The sequence below is a fragment of the Dorea sp. AF36-15AT genome, assembly GCF_003477705.1.
Classification (GTDB): domain Bacteria; phylum Bacillota; class Clostridia; order Lachnospirales; family Lachnospiraceae; genus Claveliimonas; species Claveliimonas ammoniilytica.
In genome coordinates this window covers 82,693-97,012 of sequence record NZ_QUDV01000005.1, presented here as the reverse complement: position 1 = coordinate 97,012, position 14,320 = coordinate 82,693, and the positions used below count along the sequence as shown (strand labels likewise).

20 protein-coding genes and 2 pseudogenes are annotated in these 14,320 nt (G+C 39.9%); 4 read left to right on the top strand and 18 right to left on the bottom strand.

Annotation, left to right across the window (positions count from 1 at the left end; all coding sequences use genetic code 11):
* Window positions 1-20 precede the first annotated feature (20 nt).
* Window positions 21-1,067, bottom strand: coding sequence for a response regulator transcription factor (locus DWZ93_RS09045; RefSeq protein ID WP_118452673.1), 1,047 nt, complete (start codon window positions 1,065-1,067; stop codon window positions 21-23).
* Window positions 1,068-1,115: 48 nt separating this feature from the next.
* Entirely contained in the window at window positions 1,116-1,538 is a 423-nt protein-coding gene (locus DWZ93_RS09040) for a cupin domain-containing protein (protein ID WP_118452672.1), read from the bottom strand.
* A gap of 252 nt (window positions 1,539-1,790) precedes the next feature.
* Here DWZ93_RS09040 and DWZ93_RS09035 point away from each other — a divergent pair, with 252 nt between their 5' ends.
* Entirely contained in the window at window positions 1,791-2,027 is a 237-nt protein-coding gene (locus DWZ93_RS09035; protein WP_199665920.1) for a hypothetical protein, read from the top strand.
* 111 nt (window positions 2,028-2,138) lie between these two features.
* Here the strand turns inward: DWZ93_RS09035 and DWZ93_RS09030 are convergent, their stop codons facing one another.
* Both DWZ93_RS09030 and DWZ93_RS09025 read right to left on the bottom strand, forming a co-directional pair.
* Entirely contained in the window at window positions 2,139-3,014 is an 876-nt protein-coding gene (locus tag DWZ93_RS09030) for an exonuclease domain-containing protein (protein ID WP_243061253.1), read from the bottom strand.
* On the bottom strand, window positions 3,004-3,534 hold the full coding sequence (locus DWZ93_RS09025) for a DNA-deoxyinosine glycosylase (RefSeq protein ID WP_199665918.1): 531 nt from the start codon (window positions 3,532-3,534) through the stop codon (window positions 3,004-3,006). The genes DWZ93_RS09030 and DWZ93_RS09025 overlap by 11 nt, the downstream gene beginning before the upstream one ends.
* Before the next feature lie 280 nt (window positions 3,535-3,814).
* Between DWZ93_RS09025 and DWZ93_RS09020 the strand changes: the two genes are divergently transcribed.
* Complete coding sequence (locus tag DWZ93_RS09020; RefSeq protein WP_118452669.1) at window positions 3,815-4,372, top strand: biotin transporter BioY; 558 nt, start codon at window positions 3,815-3,817, stop codon at window positions 4,370-4,372.
* A gap of 205 nt (window positions 4,373-4,577) precedes the next feature.
* On the opposite strand, the gene DWZ93_RS09015 is transcribed toward DWZ93_RS09020, so the two are convergent.
* The 11 genes and pseudogenes from DWZ93_RS09015 to DWZ93_RS08960 form a co-directional block, all read right to left on the bottom strand.
* Window positions 4,578-4,928: an arsenate reductase family protein gene (locus DWZ93_RS09015; protein WP_118452668.1), complete on the bottom strand. Its 351-nt coding sequence runs from the start codon at window positions 4,926-4,928 to the stop codon at window positions 4,578-4,580.
* A 23-nt stretch (window positions 4,929-4,951) separates the two neighbouring features.
* Window positions 4,952-5,272 carry a hypothetical protein gene (locus DWZ93_RS09010; protein ID WP_118452667.1) on the bottom strand — a complete coding sequence of 107 codons (321 nt, stop codon included), beginning with the start codon at window positions 5,270-5,272 and terminating at the stop codon, window positions 4,952-4,954.
* A gap of 57 nt (window positions 5,273-5,329) precedes the next feature.
* Window positions 5,330-5,578, bottom strand: a complete 249-nt coding sequence (locus DWZ93_RS09005) for a hypothetical protein (RefSeq protein ID WP_118452666.1) — start codon at window positions 5,576-5,578, stop codon at window positions 5,330-5,332.
* A gap of 3 nt (window positions 5,579-5,581) precedes the next feature.
* Window positions 5,582-5,893, bottom strand: a complete 312-nt coding sequence (locus DWZ93_RS09000) for a type II toxin-antitoxin system RelE/ParE family toxin (RefSeq protein ID WP_118452665.1) — start codon at window positions 5,891-5,893, stop codon at window positions 5,582-5,584.
* On the bottom strand, window positions 5,890-6,198 hold the full coding sequence (locus DWZ93_RS08995; RefSeq protein WP_118452664.1) for a type II toxin-antitoxin system RelB/DinJ family antitoxin: 309 nt from the start codon (window positions 6,196-6,198) through the stop codon (window positions 5,890-5,892). Before DWZ93_RS08995 ends, DWZ93_RS09000 begins: the two co-directional genes overlap by 4 nt.
* 438 nt (window positions 6,199-6,636) lie before the next feature.
* A pseudogene (gene rhuM / locus DWZ93_RS15260) lies at window positions 6,637-7,549 on the bottom strand (RhuM family protein).
* A gap of 86 nt (window positions 7,550-7,635) precedes the next feature.
* On the bottom strand, window positions 7,636-8,403 hold the full coding sequence (locus tag DWZ93_RS08980) for a phage antirepressor (protein ID WP_118452662.1): 768 nt from the start codon (window positions 8,401-8,403) through the stop codon (window positions 7,636-7,638).
* A gap of 67 nt (window positions 8,404-8,470) precedes the next feature.
* Window positions 8,471-8,986 (bottom strand): hypothetical protein, encoded by a 516-nt coding sequence (locus DWZ93_RS08975; protein WP_118452661.1) that lies wholly within the window; start codon window positions 8,984-8,986, stop codon window positions 8,471-8,473.
* A gap of 452 nt (window positions 8,987-9,438) precedes the next feature.
* Window positions 9,439-9,627: a hypothetical protein gene (locus tag DWZ93_RS08970; protein ID WP_118452660.1), complete on the bottom strand. Its 189-nt coding sequence runs from the start codon at window positions 9,625-9,627 to the stop codon at window positions 9,439-9,441.
* Window positions 9,628-9,644: 17 nt separating this feature from the next.
* The gene (locus DWZ93_RS08965) at window positions 9,645-10,790 is read right to left on the bottom strand and encodes a helix-turn-helix domain-containing protein (RefSeq protein ID WP_118452659.1); all 1,146 of its coding nucleotides are present in this window, start codon (window positions 10,788-10,790) and stop codon (window positions 9,645-9,647) included.
* A 204-nt stretch (window positions 10,791-10,994) separates the two neighbouring features.
* Window positions 10,995-11,276 carry a hypothetical protein gene (locus tag DWZ93_RS08960; RefSeq protein WP_118452658.1) on the bottom strand — a complete coding sequence of 94 codons (282 nt, stop codon included), beginning with the start codon at window positions 11,274-11,276 and terminating at the stop codon, window positions 10,995-10,997.
* A gap of 30 nt (window positions 11,277-11,306) precedes the next feature.
* On the opposite strand from DWZ93_RS08960, the gene DWZ93_RS08955 reads away from it, so the two are divergent.
* Both DWZ93_RS08955 and DWZ93_RS15330 read left to right on the top strand, forming a co-directional pair.
* Window positions 11,307-11,606: a helix-turn-helix domain-containing protein gene (locus tag DWZ93_RS08955; RefSeq protein ID WP_118452657.1), complete on the top strand. Its 300-nt coding sequence runs from the start codon at window positions 11,307-11,309 to the stop codon at window positions 11,604-11,606.
* Complete coding sequence (locus DWZ93_RS15330; protein WP_442873179.1) at window positions 11,561-12,064, top strand: IS3 family transposase; 504 nt, start codon at window positions 11,561-11,563, stop codon at window positions 12,062-12,064. Before DWZ93_RS08955 ends, DWZ93_RS15330 begins: the two co-directional genes overlap by 46 nt.
* Window positions 12,065-12,118: 54 nt before the next feature.
* Here DWZ93_RS15330 and DWZ93_RS15155 read toward each other — a convergent pair whose 3' ends face one another.
* The 3 genes and pseudogenes from DWZ93_RS15155 to DWZ93_RS08940 form a co-directional block, all read right to left on the bottom strand.
* Complete coding sequence (locus DWZ93_RS15155) at window positions 12,119-12,376, bottom strand: hypothetical protein (RefSeq protein ID WP_330421758.1); 258 nt, start codon at window positions 12,374-12,376, stop codon at window positions 12,119-12,121.
* Window positions 12,362-12,715: pseudogene (locus tag DWZ93_RS15150) on the bottom strand (NTF2-like N-terminal transpeptidase domain-containing protein); the annotation flags it as partial. The pseudogene DWZ93_RS15150 and the gene DWZ93_RS15155, both read right to left, overlap by 15 nt.
* 708 nt (window positions 12,716-13,423) lie before the next feature.
* Window positions 13,424-14,053, bottom strand: coding sequence for a hypothetical protein (locus DWZ93_RS08940; protein ID WP_118452656.1), 630 nt, complete (start codon window positions 14,051-14,053; stop codon window positions 13,424-13,426).
* Between the last annotated feature and the right edge of the window lie 267 nt (window positions 14,054-14,320).

Here is a 14,320-nt window from a genome sequence, read left to right as displayed (position 1 = left end):
AATACTTTGCTTATTCACCATTATCTGAGCATATATTCATTCAACTGACTTCTCTTGTCGATATTTAACTTCGTATACACTGTAGACAGATGTTGTTTGACTGTACGCTCGGATAACCGCATATGCTCCGCAATCTCTGCATTGCTCCATCCTCTGCTCGCCAACATGGCAATGGTGAATTCTGTTGTTGTCAGATTATCCGCCACTTCTTCATTGGTATCTGAATTATGGATCCTGCGCCATCCATAACTGAACCGGTATGTAATCTCGATAATTCTCTTATAATCTTCCGGCCAGTCATCCCGCATACAGGTCTCGATCAATCCCTGCAATAACCCATGATGTTCTCCGATACCCTCAATCAGATCGTCTGGTCTGGCTGTCTCCCATGCATCCATAAAATACTTTTTAGCAAGCTCGGTTTTTCGAAGATTCATGGCATCCATAGCTCCCATCAGATCCAGATAGATCCGTGCGATCGGATAGGTCTTTGTGCTCATACTCTGACAGGCCTGTACTATTCCTAAGGACTGTCCATATTCCTGCTTCAGGTACGCTTCATGCGCCATTACGTAGCATCCCCAGAACCGCATTCCTTCCGGAAGGAAACGGATGCTCTCTGCCATGTTCGGAAGTCCGTCTGTCGGCAGATGAAGAAGCACCCTCGATGCACCGCCTATAAATGCCAGCAACGCCTTATTCGCCTGATCTGCATGTTCATACTGTGCCAAGCTCTCCTGCAGGCGGTCCAGCCCTCGCCTCGCATCACGGATATGATTAAGCGACAGATTCGCAAAGGAACAGATCAGACAGGCAGACATCCGAACCATCGCATTCTCGTGATTCAGATATGGGCTGGCATATTCTACCGCCTTCTCATGCTGTCCACTGAAATAATAATACTCCGCATATGCCATTTTCTTCACATCCGGATCTGTCAAGGACTCTATAAACTCCATACATGTTCCCGGTTCAAATGCAGTATTCATCAGAAGCATAGGAATGTATTCCTGAACTGTCATCGTCATTGGTACTGCAGTCATTTCCTCTGCTGTAACGTTCTTCATCTCGTTCCACCCCCTTGTATATTATAATTATAACATATTTTTTCCTGCTCACCTGTGCAAATCGTCCGTTTTCGTCTGATTAACCGTCCCCTTCCGGTAATGCGGCGGTGCATAGATCACGGAAAGTTTCAGCGGTATCTTGCCAATATTAATGATATTGTGCCAGTTTCCCGATGGTACAAACACTGCATCTCCGCGGCACATACTCTCCTGCAGATCCATACATTTTCTGCGTCTGCCAACCTTCACGATCGCATTGCCCTGCTCCACTCTGATATACTGATCCATGTCTTTATGAAACTCAGGTCCTGTCTCTTCGCAGGCAGAAATACTCATTACCGTCATCTGCAGATAACATCCTGTCCATACAGCTCTCCGATAATTCCGGTTCTGTATCGTGCACTGCTCCGCATTAACTACATACGGATTCATGCCATAATCTCTCTGCTCTGCACATTTCTCACAGTTCATGCCATGCCTCACATTTTTCTTCTCAATTTAAGTATATGTATCTCACTGGAAAATGTGTCCGCGAAGGGCAAATGCTTTAAATTCTTCAATAAATTTCTTCATGTTCTCTTCCTTGTACCTTATGATAAGTTTTCCTTAATACACAGTGTATCTCACAACAGATACATTTTCAACTTCTTCATTCCGGTTGACTCATACTGATATTTTCAGTATAATCCAATAGAACTTTACAACACACGGAGGATAATAAATATGGATTTTCGTCAGATTGCTATGATACAGAAATTAAAATCCGATGTGAACCTCTTTCGGGCTAATCATCCGAAATTTCCGATGTTCCTGAAAGCGGTATCGCAGGATGCTATAGAGGAAGGTTCGATCATCGAGATCAACGTCACTACGCCAGAAGGTAAAAAGTACTGTACCAATGTCAAGCTGAAAGCAGACGACATTGCACTGTTTGAATCACTGAAATCAATACAACAGTAAGAAAATAGGAGGAATTTCCCGTTTAAGTGAAATTCCTCCGTTTAATCACAGACATACTTTCTTTTTTCCTTTACTCATCTTCTCCGCCTTCCTCTCGCGCCGGAATCCCCACTACATATACGAAACCTGCTCTATATATTCCTCCAATGTTGGAAATGACAGATCTTCTCCCATGCACACTGCCAACATATCATCACGCAATGCCTTTGCCTCCATTGATTCCATATGCTCAAGCTCCTGCATAACATCCTGACTCTTTTTCAGCAGATTCTCTGGAACATTATCCCATTTTTCATGGAATCTCCTGCACCGACAGTATAATTCCTTATCTGCAAGATATGACCGCATGGCCTCTACCATATACTTCGGGCACCCATTCATATCCATATGCCGGATCACATTTTTCAGATCAATCGCATCCGATAATGCATCATGACATACCTCATTGCCCAGTCCGCACAAATATTTCAAGTTCGCAATTCCAATACTGCGCAGTTTCAGTTTTCGGGAATAAATCACTTCGATATCCTTCATCATACGAAGCATACGATTTACGATTTTTCTGGACTTTTTTGAAATCATCTCCCGATACTCCATAAGATCTCTCTGAATCACGATCTTGTCCGGTCCCCATACGAAGATATGCTCCACCTCATGCTCGTCCAGCTTTTTACCAACTTGTTCCATCACTTTTTCATAAGATGGCGCATGCCTAAGATCCTTTTCTGTAATTCCTGTAAGCTCCCGGAATTTATCATGCAATTCGCCTTCCATATGAATGTATGAATGAAATCTGTCCACTTCCTCAAAACCACCGCGACAGATTACCATTCCAACAGATACCAGCTTCGCCGGGCGTCCATGTTTCTGCTGTGTTGTTACATATTCTGTATCCAGAAATGCAACTGTTTCATTCTTTAATATATCCCATACAACCAGAGTCTCTTTGGGCTGCTCTTTTCTATATGTTCTCTTTTTATGCTTCATCTTTGTCACCGCAAAGTCCTCCCAGTATATAATCTCGTATCACTTTATATGCCTCATACAATTCCTCATAATGAACACGGCAATTCGCCGGACTGGTCGATGGCAGACAGATAATCTCCCGCCCGGTCTCTTCCTGACAATACCTTTTATATAATTGTGCCGCTTTCTGCCCGGTTGCAAATATTGCCTGAATATCAGCTTCTTTTAATATCCGGTTCATATCATTCGGCTCCGGGTTACGGATACTACTGTCGTCCGCACCATGTATCTCACAGCCTGCCAGCACATCCCATACCGCAATATGATTCCGCAGTGCAAATGCAATCTTCTCTTCCTTTGTCTCTGGTAAAGCCTCTCCGCACACATCCGAAACAACTTTCCAAAAACGATTCCTCGGATGGCCATAATAGAATCCCACTTCTCTGGACTTTGGCGATGGCATGGTGCCAAGCATCAATACTTTGGAATCCTTATCATATATCGGTTGAAATTCATGTGTCACATGTTCCATTTCGTTCATTTTCTTCTGCCCTCATAGTCTTTTATCTGCCTGTTTTCTTCTCCATCTTCGACAGACTCCCATACATGGTTCCTGGTGCAAGCACAATCTCTCCATCAGTAAGTTCTTTTACCTTTCTATGTATCGTAGTTCGATATACAAAGCATATCGCACTGCGATATAATTATCAATAGTCTTTAGTTGTTTTTGATTGTTAACCAATCACGCGTATGTGGTTGACAATCTGTTTTTCACGTGCTAAAGTAACATAAGAATAATAAAAACGAAACGGAGAATGAAAATGAATCTTAACAATACTCAGGAATTACAAAAGAATAAAACCTATGCCTTGACAGCAACCGCTCTAATGACTGCTGTCACCTGCATTCTCGCACCATTATCTGTTCCAATCGGTCCGGTGCCAATATCACTTACCAATTTTGTAATTTTCCTGTCTCTCTATTTGTTGAACTGGAAAAAAGGAACTTTAAGCCTTCTGATTTATCTGTTACTCGGACTTGCCGGTCTTCCTGTTTTCTCCGGATTTGCCGGTGGAATCGCTAAACTCGCCGGTCCGACAGGCGGATATATCATCGGCTTTATCCCAATGGCAATTGTTGCTGGTATAATCATTGACAAATTTCATCAGAGATGGATTCAGATACTTGCTATGATTATCGGAACAGCAATCTGCTATGCATTCGGAACCGTGTGGTTCTGCTTCCAGTCCGGATATACCGTAGCTGCTGCTCTTGCAGTCTGCGTCATTCCATTTATCCCGGCTGACCTGATTAAGATTGTTATTGTAACAGTAATCGGACCAATGATACGGAAAAGATTAGGAACTGTAATTGAATAATCCCCCCTTATAGAAAAGGTGGATCTGCCGAATATTCAGCAAATCCACCTTTTCTTGTTATTATCACTTTGTATTTTCATCATTCGTAATAGTCTGCTCTAGATACAACAGCCGCCAAAATAACAGCCATGCCAACTATCTTTTTCATATTTTTGCCCATTCCTTTAAAACTCCTGTGCTTTTGTTTCTATCTTTCCATTATTTCTTACTTTATTTTTTCTTCCCACTCAGCTTCTTTGAACCCTGTAACGACAAGATCATCACCCACTACCAACGGACGTTTTACCAGCATTCCATTGCTAGCTAAAAGCTTCAACTGCTCGTCCTCACTCATAGTCGGGAGCTTATCTTTCAGCTTCATCTCTTTGTAAATCATACCGCTGGTATTGAAAAACTTCTTAAGCGGCATGCCGCTCTTCTGATACCATTCTTTTAATTCTTCATATGTTGGATTCTCCTCAACAATATGACGTTCCGTATATTCAATCTCGTGACTGTCCAACCATTTCTTTGCTTTCTGGCAGGTTGAACACTTAGGATACCAAATAAATAACATATCAATTTCCTCCAATCCGTAAATCACTTTGTATTTTCATCATCATTTCTCAGGAAGATAATGTCATCTTCGCCATAATTTTCTCTGCCGGTATACGTCACCGTCAAATTCACATAAAACTTTTCTTTCTCTTCCTCGGTCATTTCATCTATACGGTCATCAACATTTTTCTCGTAATATTCCGCTCTGTCATTGATGTCTGTAGTCTCAGACTCAAGCTGCTCTACATCCAGGGGCTGAAACGCCGAATCCGTATCCGTAGCTTGACTACAACCTGTAATTGCAGATACAACGGTCATAGAAATAATCGCCATGGCAGCTATCTTTTTAAAATTGTAACCCATTCCTTTAAAACCGCCTTACTTTTTCTGCTACTATCACCTTAAAAATCAAATTAACAACTAATTCTTCGGCATCTTCTCTTTTTCCACATAATGAATAAATGCTTCGATTTTATCAAATATTATATCCGAGCACATCCGATCATGAAGAATATCATGAGTTGCATCATTCATACAATAAATCTTTGTATTTTCATTATTTTTATGATATGCATGATACACCTTAGCAATACCCTTACCGAATCCGGCAACCGGATCTTTTTCTCCATAGATAAAAAATGTTGGTATCGTACTGTTATTTGATATCATTGCCTATAACTGCATACCCTTTGCTTGTAAAATATACATCACTCGCATGATGGAAACTGTCCTATCATCATTATCTACAATATATAGAACGCAATAATCATCTACTGGAACAATATGAAGTCCACGACTTTTCCACGGTTCTCTATCATAAAAACGATAGCGCTCTGGCATATCGTCAAGACTCATAATACACCTTTCGATTCTGTCCAACTGACCACTGGCATTCTCCGGTGACTGCAGTTCGTAGGCAATATATTCATATATGTTACGAATATCATTATCAGCCTGATCTGTAATTTCAACAGTGTAAATCATAGGTTATAATCCTTACGGATGTCTGCAAAAACTGCACTTGCTTCTCTTGTTCTTCCTGCTTTGATATCCGCATATCCTTTCTCAAGTTCTGCATTCAGTTCTGCTTCTGATAAAGCCGACATATCTACAGGACGAGAAGATGGAATTTTCACTTCAAAAGGAAGTCCTCTCTGAAGAATTATCTGTTTATAAAACATATTGATAGCATTGGATGCAGGAATACCAAGTGTGGACAAAATGCTTTCCGCCTTTTCTTTTACCTCTGGTTCAATACGAACATAAAGATTCGCTGATTTTGCTGCCATATAAAACACCACCTTTCCGATATTTTTATATTCATATTATAATCGATTGTGCGTACAACAGCAATACTACCTTCAAAATTTACAATCTGTTCATCAAAACTTATCAAAGTCCTCCTTACTGCATTTCCACCCAATTCTATTAGGAAACTGCTGAATAACTCGCCTCCAAATCTCCCGAACATTCAATCATGCATAAAATGATGAATAAATTATCAAGGAGCACATGCAAAAGCTGAAAAACAGCCACTCAAGCACCGCCTGAGCCGTTTTTCATTCCCATTGAGGGGAATTACCCTCAAATGGGCATCGCTTCAACCTTGTCCGTTCTTTCTACAAAAACAGGTCAACGGCTATTTTTAGACCTAACTAATGGTCCAGTTTCCATGCACTCGGCCTTTTTATGTTGGGAAATTCGCATTAAACAGAGAAGTAATTCTATTACTTCTTCGCATTCTCCTCCAATTCCAGCATGTACTTATCAAAGTCGGACATAAACAATCTGTCCTGAATAACACGATATTTTTCAAATTCGGTCTCGGCTTTTGCCTTGGCAATCTCTACTGTGATCTTGCCTGCATCCTGAAGAACCTCTCTGTCATCAGCCATCAGAAATAGATCCAGACGCTTTGCCCAGTCCTCCATTGTCATAGGAATATGACGTTCTGCACGGTCCTCCGCCAGATCCAGATAAGCTGAAACAATACGCTCTAGTGAACGCATTTCCTGCTCAGAAAGATAATTCTTCGCAACACTCACATCACTTTTTACAATCTTGCCTTCCGGTGCTGCTGCCGTATGTCCGTGAACTGCATAATGCAATATCCGTTATCTTCTGATAGAATCTACGCTCAGACAAACGGATCTCACGAATCTGCTCAAGCAAACGGTCAAAGTATTCTGTTGTGAGCACAGAACCACCATTTTTCAAGCGCTCGTCATCCATAACCCGTCCTTTGATGGTATAGTCCTTTGCAATTTGATTAACCCATTTGCGAAACTGTACTGCACGCTCAGAGTTAACCTTAAAGCCAACTGCAATGATCATCTCTAAGGAATAGTGATTTGTGCCATAGCTTTTTCCGTCAGCGTCAGTTATTCAAAATTTTCGAATAACTGAATCCTCCTGTAGTTCGCTATCCTCAAATATTTTCTTAGCCATCTCTCTTTCAGCTTCATTACCGTCATCCATAAACTGTGGATATAAAAGATGAGGTGTTACCGGGATAGCATTTTCATCAACAGCGAATCTGCTGTATCGTTTTGCATTTTTTACATTGGTTTTAACATCACCTGCATACGGACTGCACACATACACCAAAGGAAGATGGGCAGCCTTTTTATCAGCTGCCATTTCCTCACGGTGGATGTTGGTAAGAGCCTCGTATGTGGTCGGGTCAAAGTACCCTTCGTGATTAAACTTATCAACACCCATATCTTTTAATCCTCCTGTTCAATAACTGGTAAGATACCTTCATTCTTCAAAAGATCATAAAGGAAAAGTCTGCCCTTCTGAGTCCAGTAGGTATGCATCACACTTCTGCTCTCATCGATTGCATAGGTACGGGACTGTGTGTATCCGCATTCTGCATACTGCTGATATAAAAGCCAGGTCTTTCTGAACTTATACTGAACTCCAAGTTCGTGAAGAAGTTCATTGAACTTTCGACCACTCATACCGTAGTCCTTTGCAATCTGTGTAATAGGAACTGTGTTCTTGTTCTGTAAAATAAGGTCATAGTAGCTTGCCTTTGGCTGCATCTCTGCAATCTGCTGACGCTGAACAAGTGCCAGACATTCAAGCTGCTTTCTTCTTTCACGTTCTTCCTTAAGCTGTGTGAGTGCTGCAATCGCAAGATCAGGATTTTCCAAGATTTCATCAATGGCATACATTCCATGCTTACGGATAGTCGGAAGAACCTCTGCCGTTACCCAATGTTTGAATTTCTTCGCATTAGGCATTTTGCTGGAAAGGATAAGGCTGTAAAGTCCGGACTCATTGATGATGATGGTTTCCTTATCCTGGTTACCATCAAAGATCATGACCTTGTGTCTGTCCTCTTCATCTACATGGCGATTGATATCTCGACTACCGTTCTGGTACCCGAGGATGTCTGCTACATCCTTACCAACAAACATAACCTCACCTTTTACAGTTGCTGTTCTTACAGAGCCAAACTCTGTGCTGTTAAATACTTGTAATTCCATACGAATTACCTCCTTAAATAATTTCTTGGAGGTGTCACCCTCCTACCTGGTAGCCTTGGGAGAAGGGTTAAAAGGACGTTTTTGAAAAAAATTTTTTTAATTTGTTGATTGCACGTCTGTAACGATGACTGACATTATTGGAATCATCACTAATTTCTGCTGCATACTCACCAACGGTATAACCGTCAAGGGCAATAGCAATTACCATATCTGCCTGTGCAGGTTTAAGAAGACTTCTCAAAGTTTCACAGCACTCTTCGTATTCAAGCTGGTTATGTACTCCATCAATAGAACTGTTGAAGGCTGACTTATCAGCTGCTCTGAACATAATTGCCTCTTCTGTATTGACCTCAACTGTACCGTCCTTGCTCTTCATATAAGCGTTGCCAGTATGACGGTCATGCTTGTGCCAACTGTTGTAATCGGGCCTGTTGAATCTCTCTTCGATTACATCTTGGATTCTTTTTTCGTAGTCTTCCTGACTTTCTTCTTCTGAAATGGAGATATTTAACCATTTCTCCAATTCCATGTTTTCGACCTCAAGGGTCTGGTACTCGTTCTCATAACGAATCTTGATTTTCATAAAGTTCCTGCCTTTCTGCCTGGTTCTTGCAGAAGGGCACAGGAAACAAATAGGGTCGGTGCTTATAGAAGTACCGACCCATGAATTGCCTAAAAAAAGAGCATAAGGAAATAAGGGTACTTCTATCGCACCTTTCACAGGTTGCCCTGTGATCAATGCCGATATCTGTATCCCAATGCCCTTATAGCTAATCAGGCCTTGTGATATTATTTTTTAAGTGCCTCTGGCACTGAGATGGATACACATTTCTGTGTATCCATCTCAGTGTCAGGTGTTTTTATTTATAGTGTACACTGGAAATTTTTCTCGTGATGGACACGCCATGTCCGCTGAAAACTGCCGTAAAACACAAAAAAACCGGAGTTACCTACTTTGCCTATAAAGGCTTTTGTAGATAACTCCGGCGGTTAGCTCCTCGATTCTTTACGGGGCAGTTTGCGGTAGTTTCTAATTCATTCTTTTGCTGCTTTCATTATTGCTTGATTTACTTGGTATTGCATGTCTTCCCAAGAAATCGTTTCAAACTTATTTTTATTTATCTTTACCTCAAGCGTCACATCATCTCCGTTTACAATAACATTGCAGAAACGAGGTGGTATATCTTTGTCGCTGTGAAGATTTCTAATAGACGTCTTTATCAATCAACTCAACCTCCTTCTTAGAATGGCATTTCATCCATGTCATCAGCTATATCATCCTTCATGAATGCATCAATTGCATACATCACGTCATTGTTTACCTTCGGATGTTCCATACGCTCCTTTACAGTTGAGAACAGTAACTCAAGAAACGGAGCAACTGGTGTATCATCCTGTGAGGCTACCAACAATTGACTTCCCTTGGACGGTACATACATCCAGGCTTCTTTAGCAGCTGTAGAAGAATCTCCAACTTTATGAACGCTCTTCTCAATATCCATAAGATAAAGAGTTGTTCCATTTTTTAATCTAAGATTAAAACAATCTCCGGCAATATATGTCTTGGGACCAAAGGTCTTTGAATTGAATACGATTCTAGTTACTTCCTGCGGATATTCACAGTCTGTCTCCTCATAAAATGTTTCTTCTGCAAACAGAGGATGGTATACGAAACCATTCATATCCGGCTCCATTCGATTCAAATTAAACGCTGTCTCTCGATTCCAATCGAGCCTATCCTTTAATGTATCTTCCTTTAATTTATCGAAGAAACTTGTAATATACTGCTCTGTCGGTGTAAGTCCAGTAAGATCGACAGATATCAAGGTATCAACACTAACCTTAAGAAGCTTTGCTGCCGTTACAACAAATTCCATACTCGGCTCGGATGTATTTCCATCCTTCTCCAGACGAGACATATATCCTAATCTGATTCCTGCTTCCTTTTCAATCTGGCCTATTTTAACATCTGGATTTTGACGTAATAATTCCCGAATATTTGAAAAACAAAGCGTTTTATTAAAATTTTTACATTCACTTAAGTATGACTCCAACTGAGTAAGAAAACCTGCCCACTGAGTACGTTCCTTATTCAGTACATCCAGACGATTACGTATGCTCTCCTCCGTTCCATATTCTTCGATAAGATCATAGCTTTCCTTTGATGATGAACTTTGCTCCGTGCGTTCCCACCTTTGCAGTGCATCCTCAAGTTCTGCAAGATGGCTATTTATATCATCTAGTTTATCTTCTACCACCTGCTTTTTATCCAAGATTTCATCTTTATTGCAGAGTCCCATACCCGCAGTTGCTATGAAACCACGCATTATGTCTACATCTTTGATGTCGCTAATTTTAACATCAGCTAATTTTCGTTCTTCTGACATAGCAGTGTCTCCTTTGCATTTTGATGATATTATTATACACCATTCACATTTTTTGTCAATATATGCAATACCACTTTTGTTATTGCATATATTTGCAATCAAGCTTTCTTTTTTTGCTGCATAGTAAAAAGACCCGGAAGTTTTCTTCTTCCAGGTCACTCTAGCAACGGACATGGCATGTCCGTTTTTTTATAAAATAAATTTTTAAATTGCTACATCATATTGCTCAAGATATTCTTTAACAGCCCACAGTGGTTCCGGGTACTTCACATGTAAGGCTTCACTAATCCACTGATGTTCTGGATCAAACGGTTTCAGCTTACATCCCAAAACATCCAACAGCTTCTCGCTTATCATTGGTGGCAAGTTAAGCCCGAAACAAATCAACACAGCAGTGTTCAGATTCGGAGCTGTTTTCCCTTTAACGGTACGGCTGATTGTTTTCGGATCTCTATCAATCAAGTCACCGAGATCCGTGTATTTCATATTTCTCCAGTCTAGCAACAACTCTATGCACTGCTCTGGATCGTCCGTCATCTACTTTCGAATATTCAGCCACATGATCATAATTATGCCCAAACAGCAGAACAATACCAAGTGTCCTATCAACAGGCTCGTATTTATATAGTCAAATATGAAGCTGGTGGAGTGGAAGCTTTAAGAGATAACCGTGGCAAACGAAAAAGTCCCAACGAGATGAGTGAATTAGAAAAGCTGCGTGCTGAAGTTAAAATTTTAAAAGCAGAGAAAGCACGTGCTGAAATGGAAGCATCTTTCTTAAAAAAACTCGAAGAAATAGAGAGGAGGCGGGGCTAAGCCTGATTCGTCATGAACATATATATCAGGCAATCAAAGAAGAACACGAAGAACATAATTATCCAATTGCTGCACTTTGTAAACTTGGCAGAGTTTCCAGAGCCTCTTACTATAAATGGTTACATAGAGAAATTCCTGAAAGTGAACAAAAGAATAGACTTATTGCTGATGAGATAGAAAAGATTCATACAGAGTCACCAGATAAAGGCTATCGAAGGATCAGAGATGATCTGGAACGATATCATGGTATTGATGTAAACGATAAACGTGTGCTACGCATTTGCCGTAAACTTAATATAAAATCAACTATCAAGTATTCTAACAACGGGTGCACAAGACAGGCTCTCGTAAAAATGATCGAAGATTATATAGATTACTACAACAATAAACGCTTGCAAAGGAATCTCGGAATTTTAACACCAATGGAAAAACACAAAATTTACTTGCAAGCTGCATAAAACTGCCAGCAGATAATTTCTACTGGCAGGAAAAATTTATATTTTTTCAATTGTCTACTTGACGGGGAACAGTTCATTTACCCACTGTGCCGACAGCTTCTTTTCTATCGCTTCCGGAGTTGTTTCCAACAGTTCTGCAATCTGTGCGATTGCTTCCTCTCTGTTTTCTAACTTGCCTGGAACGATTCCAACCGAAGAAGCTATACCTTTTCCTGCAAGGACACGTCCGTTCCTATCCAGAATTTCTCCTCTTACTGCCTGTGTAGTGGAAACTCTTACTTTATCTGTAGAAGTCAGATTCGGAAAAATCATGGAATCATCCCAAACCAACTTATATCCATCTTCGCCCTTTAGGAAGAGTGCTTCATTCTCAAAGCTGATATTTCCTGCAACTGTATCAAAAGAAGTCTGGTAGGTTACCGCCATTTGCTCCTCATCATATGCAATAATCTAAACAGCCATATTCTGGACTTCTATACCTTCATAAATAGCTGAATTTCGAGTTACAAAATCCTCCTGACTGACATTCCTCGATGCCTCAATATGTAGCATCGCATACATTTCTTCATACTCCTGTTTTGGAATATGATCCATGTACTCCACCAGAAGTTCTTCTGGTGTCCTCCAGGCATTTTCCTTTGTTGCCAACATTCCTGCCACGCATACTGCAGAAATTACCGCAGCTATTCCTATAATAGCAATCGCAATCCATAGGAGCCTGCTTCTTGTTTTCTTTCGCTTGTTTCTGCTTTTTCCTTTCTTCATATTGACCCCCATTCATTTTGCTTTGCTGATATGGTAAATAACAAGTCAAGCGGCATTCATGCTTGCATGAAATGCCATTTGACGAGTATCTCCATTGAGACGATAGTCGAAATGGTCATATTCTATTTTCAATGTACGTTATATCCTCAAAATATTACATTCGTAAGATTTTGATGTAAAAAAATTTCTCTTCGTTTGATGTATCATATATTATACTATATATTCCTCCTCTCTTTTTATTACATCAGTAAGATTTATAAGTCAAGTTATCTTTATACAAAAAGGCTCCCGCCAGAAGGTATCATACATTTTCACAAAATTGATACCTTTTAGCAAAAGCCTATTATTCAGCAAAGTCTCAAAACACCCCTCTGCTATGATATTCAAATGGTTCATTCATAAGGCTACAAAATACACATCCATTTTTGCTCCTTAATATCCCACAAACCGCAGAAAATCAAGGTTTCTTTGAAAGCAGACAAACCGTTTCAATATTCCCCTGAACTTTGATTTTATACTGCATAGCGAAAGTGACACTATTAACTTAAGGGTGGGGTAAACACCTTAACCATTTGAAAATTCCTTTTAATGTTACTACTTTACCCTGTCCTCGGCAGGATCAACTGCATACCAATGTTCTGCATTTCGCCTACATTCTAACACAGGTATTCTTTTTGTCACTTCACGTTTCGTGCTTCCATCACTACGAAGAATTTCTCTCCATTCCACTGGTTTATTATAATATTTCATTTTGCCCCCACATTGAGGGCATCCTTCAATATGTATTTTCTCTATGGTCAATCTATTCCCATAACCACTAATTGCAAAATTGAAAAACAAAGGATGTCTCGTTTGCTTTTTAGCAATTCTTCTAAGTGTAAAAAAGATTAAAAATAAAAATACAAATATTATAAAAATAATAGAATATTTCTGCATATCTAAACTTATTGTATTTCCATTCATCCCTCTAAAAAAGCAAACTATACTTTTTACTATTTTGGCAAACGGAAATATTCCTACAATTGCAATAATAGTGCTAATCCATGTTAAAACAGCTAAAGTAAATGGACTACGCCATTTTGGTTCTGGATCATAATTTGCCGTCTTTTGCTTCTCTTCCGAGATATTATTGATAATATCTCCTGCTGCAATTTGAGTTTTTCCTGTAAAATTCACATTTCCATTGAAATTATTTTGCTTATACTCTTCTTTTCTTCTTCTCATATCGTCATCTTCCTTCTTGTATGATAATTAGGAAGTTAATTATCACACGTTTCCTTTCTTTTAATATCGTGGTTCAATACAATTCAGATACTATGGACTTTTGATTTTTCCCTGTAGCTTGACTACTCGACTGGAGTGTATTGCCGCTACCTTTATCTGAATTGTTTATCAGCTGGATGTTGCCGGAGTGTTTTTCACTCAGAGTACTTATTTCTATCAGGTCTACGATGATAATCGATGGTGGATATCATGGTATCAGACTTTAGG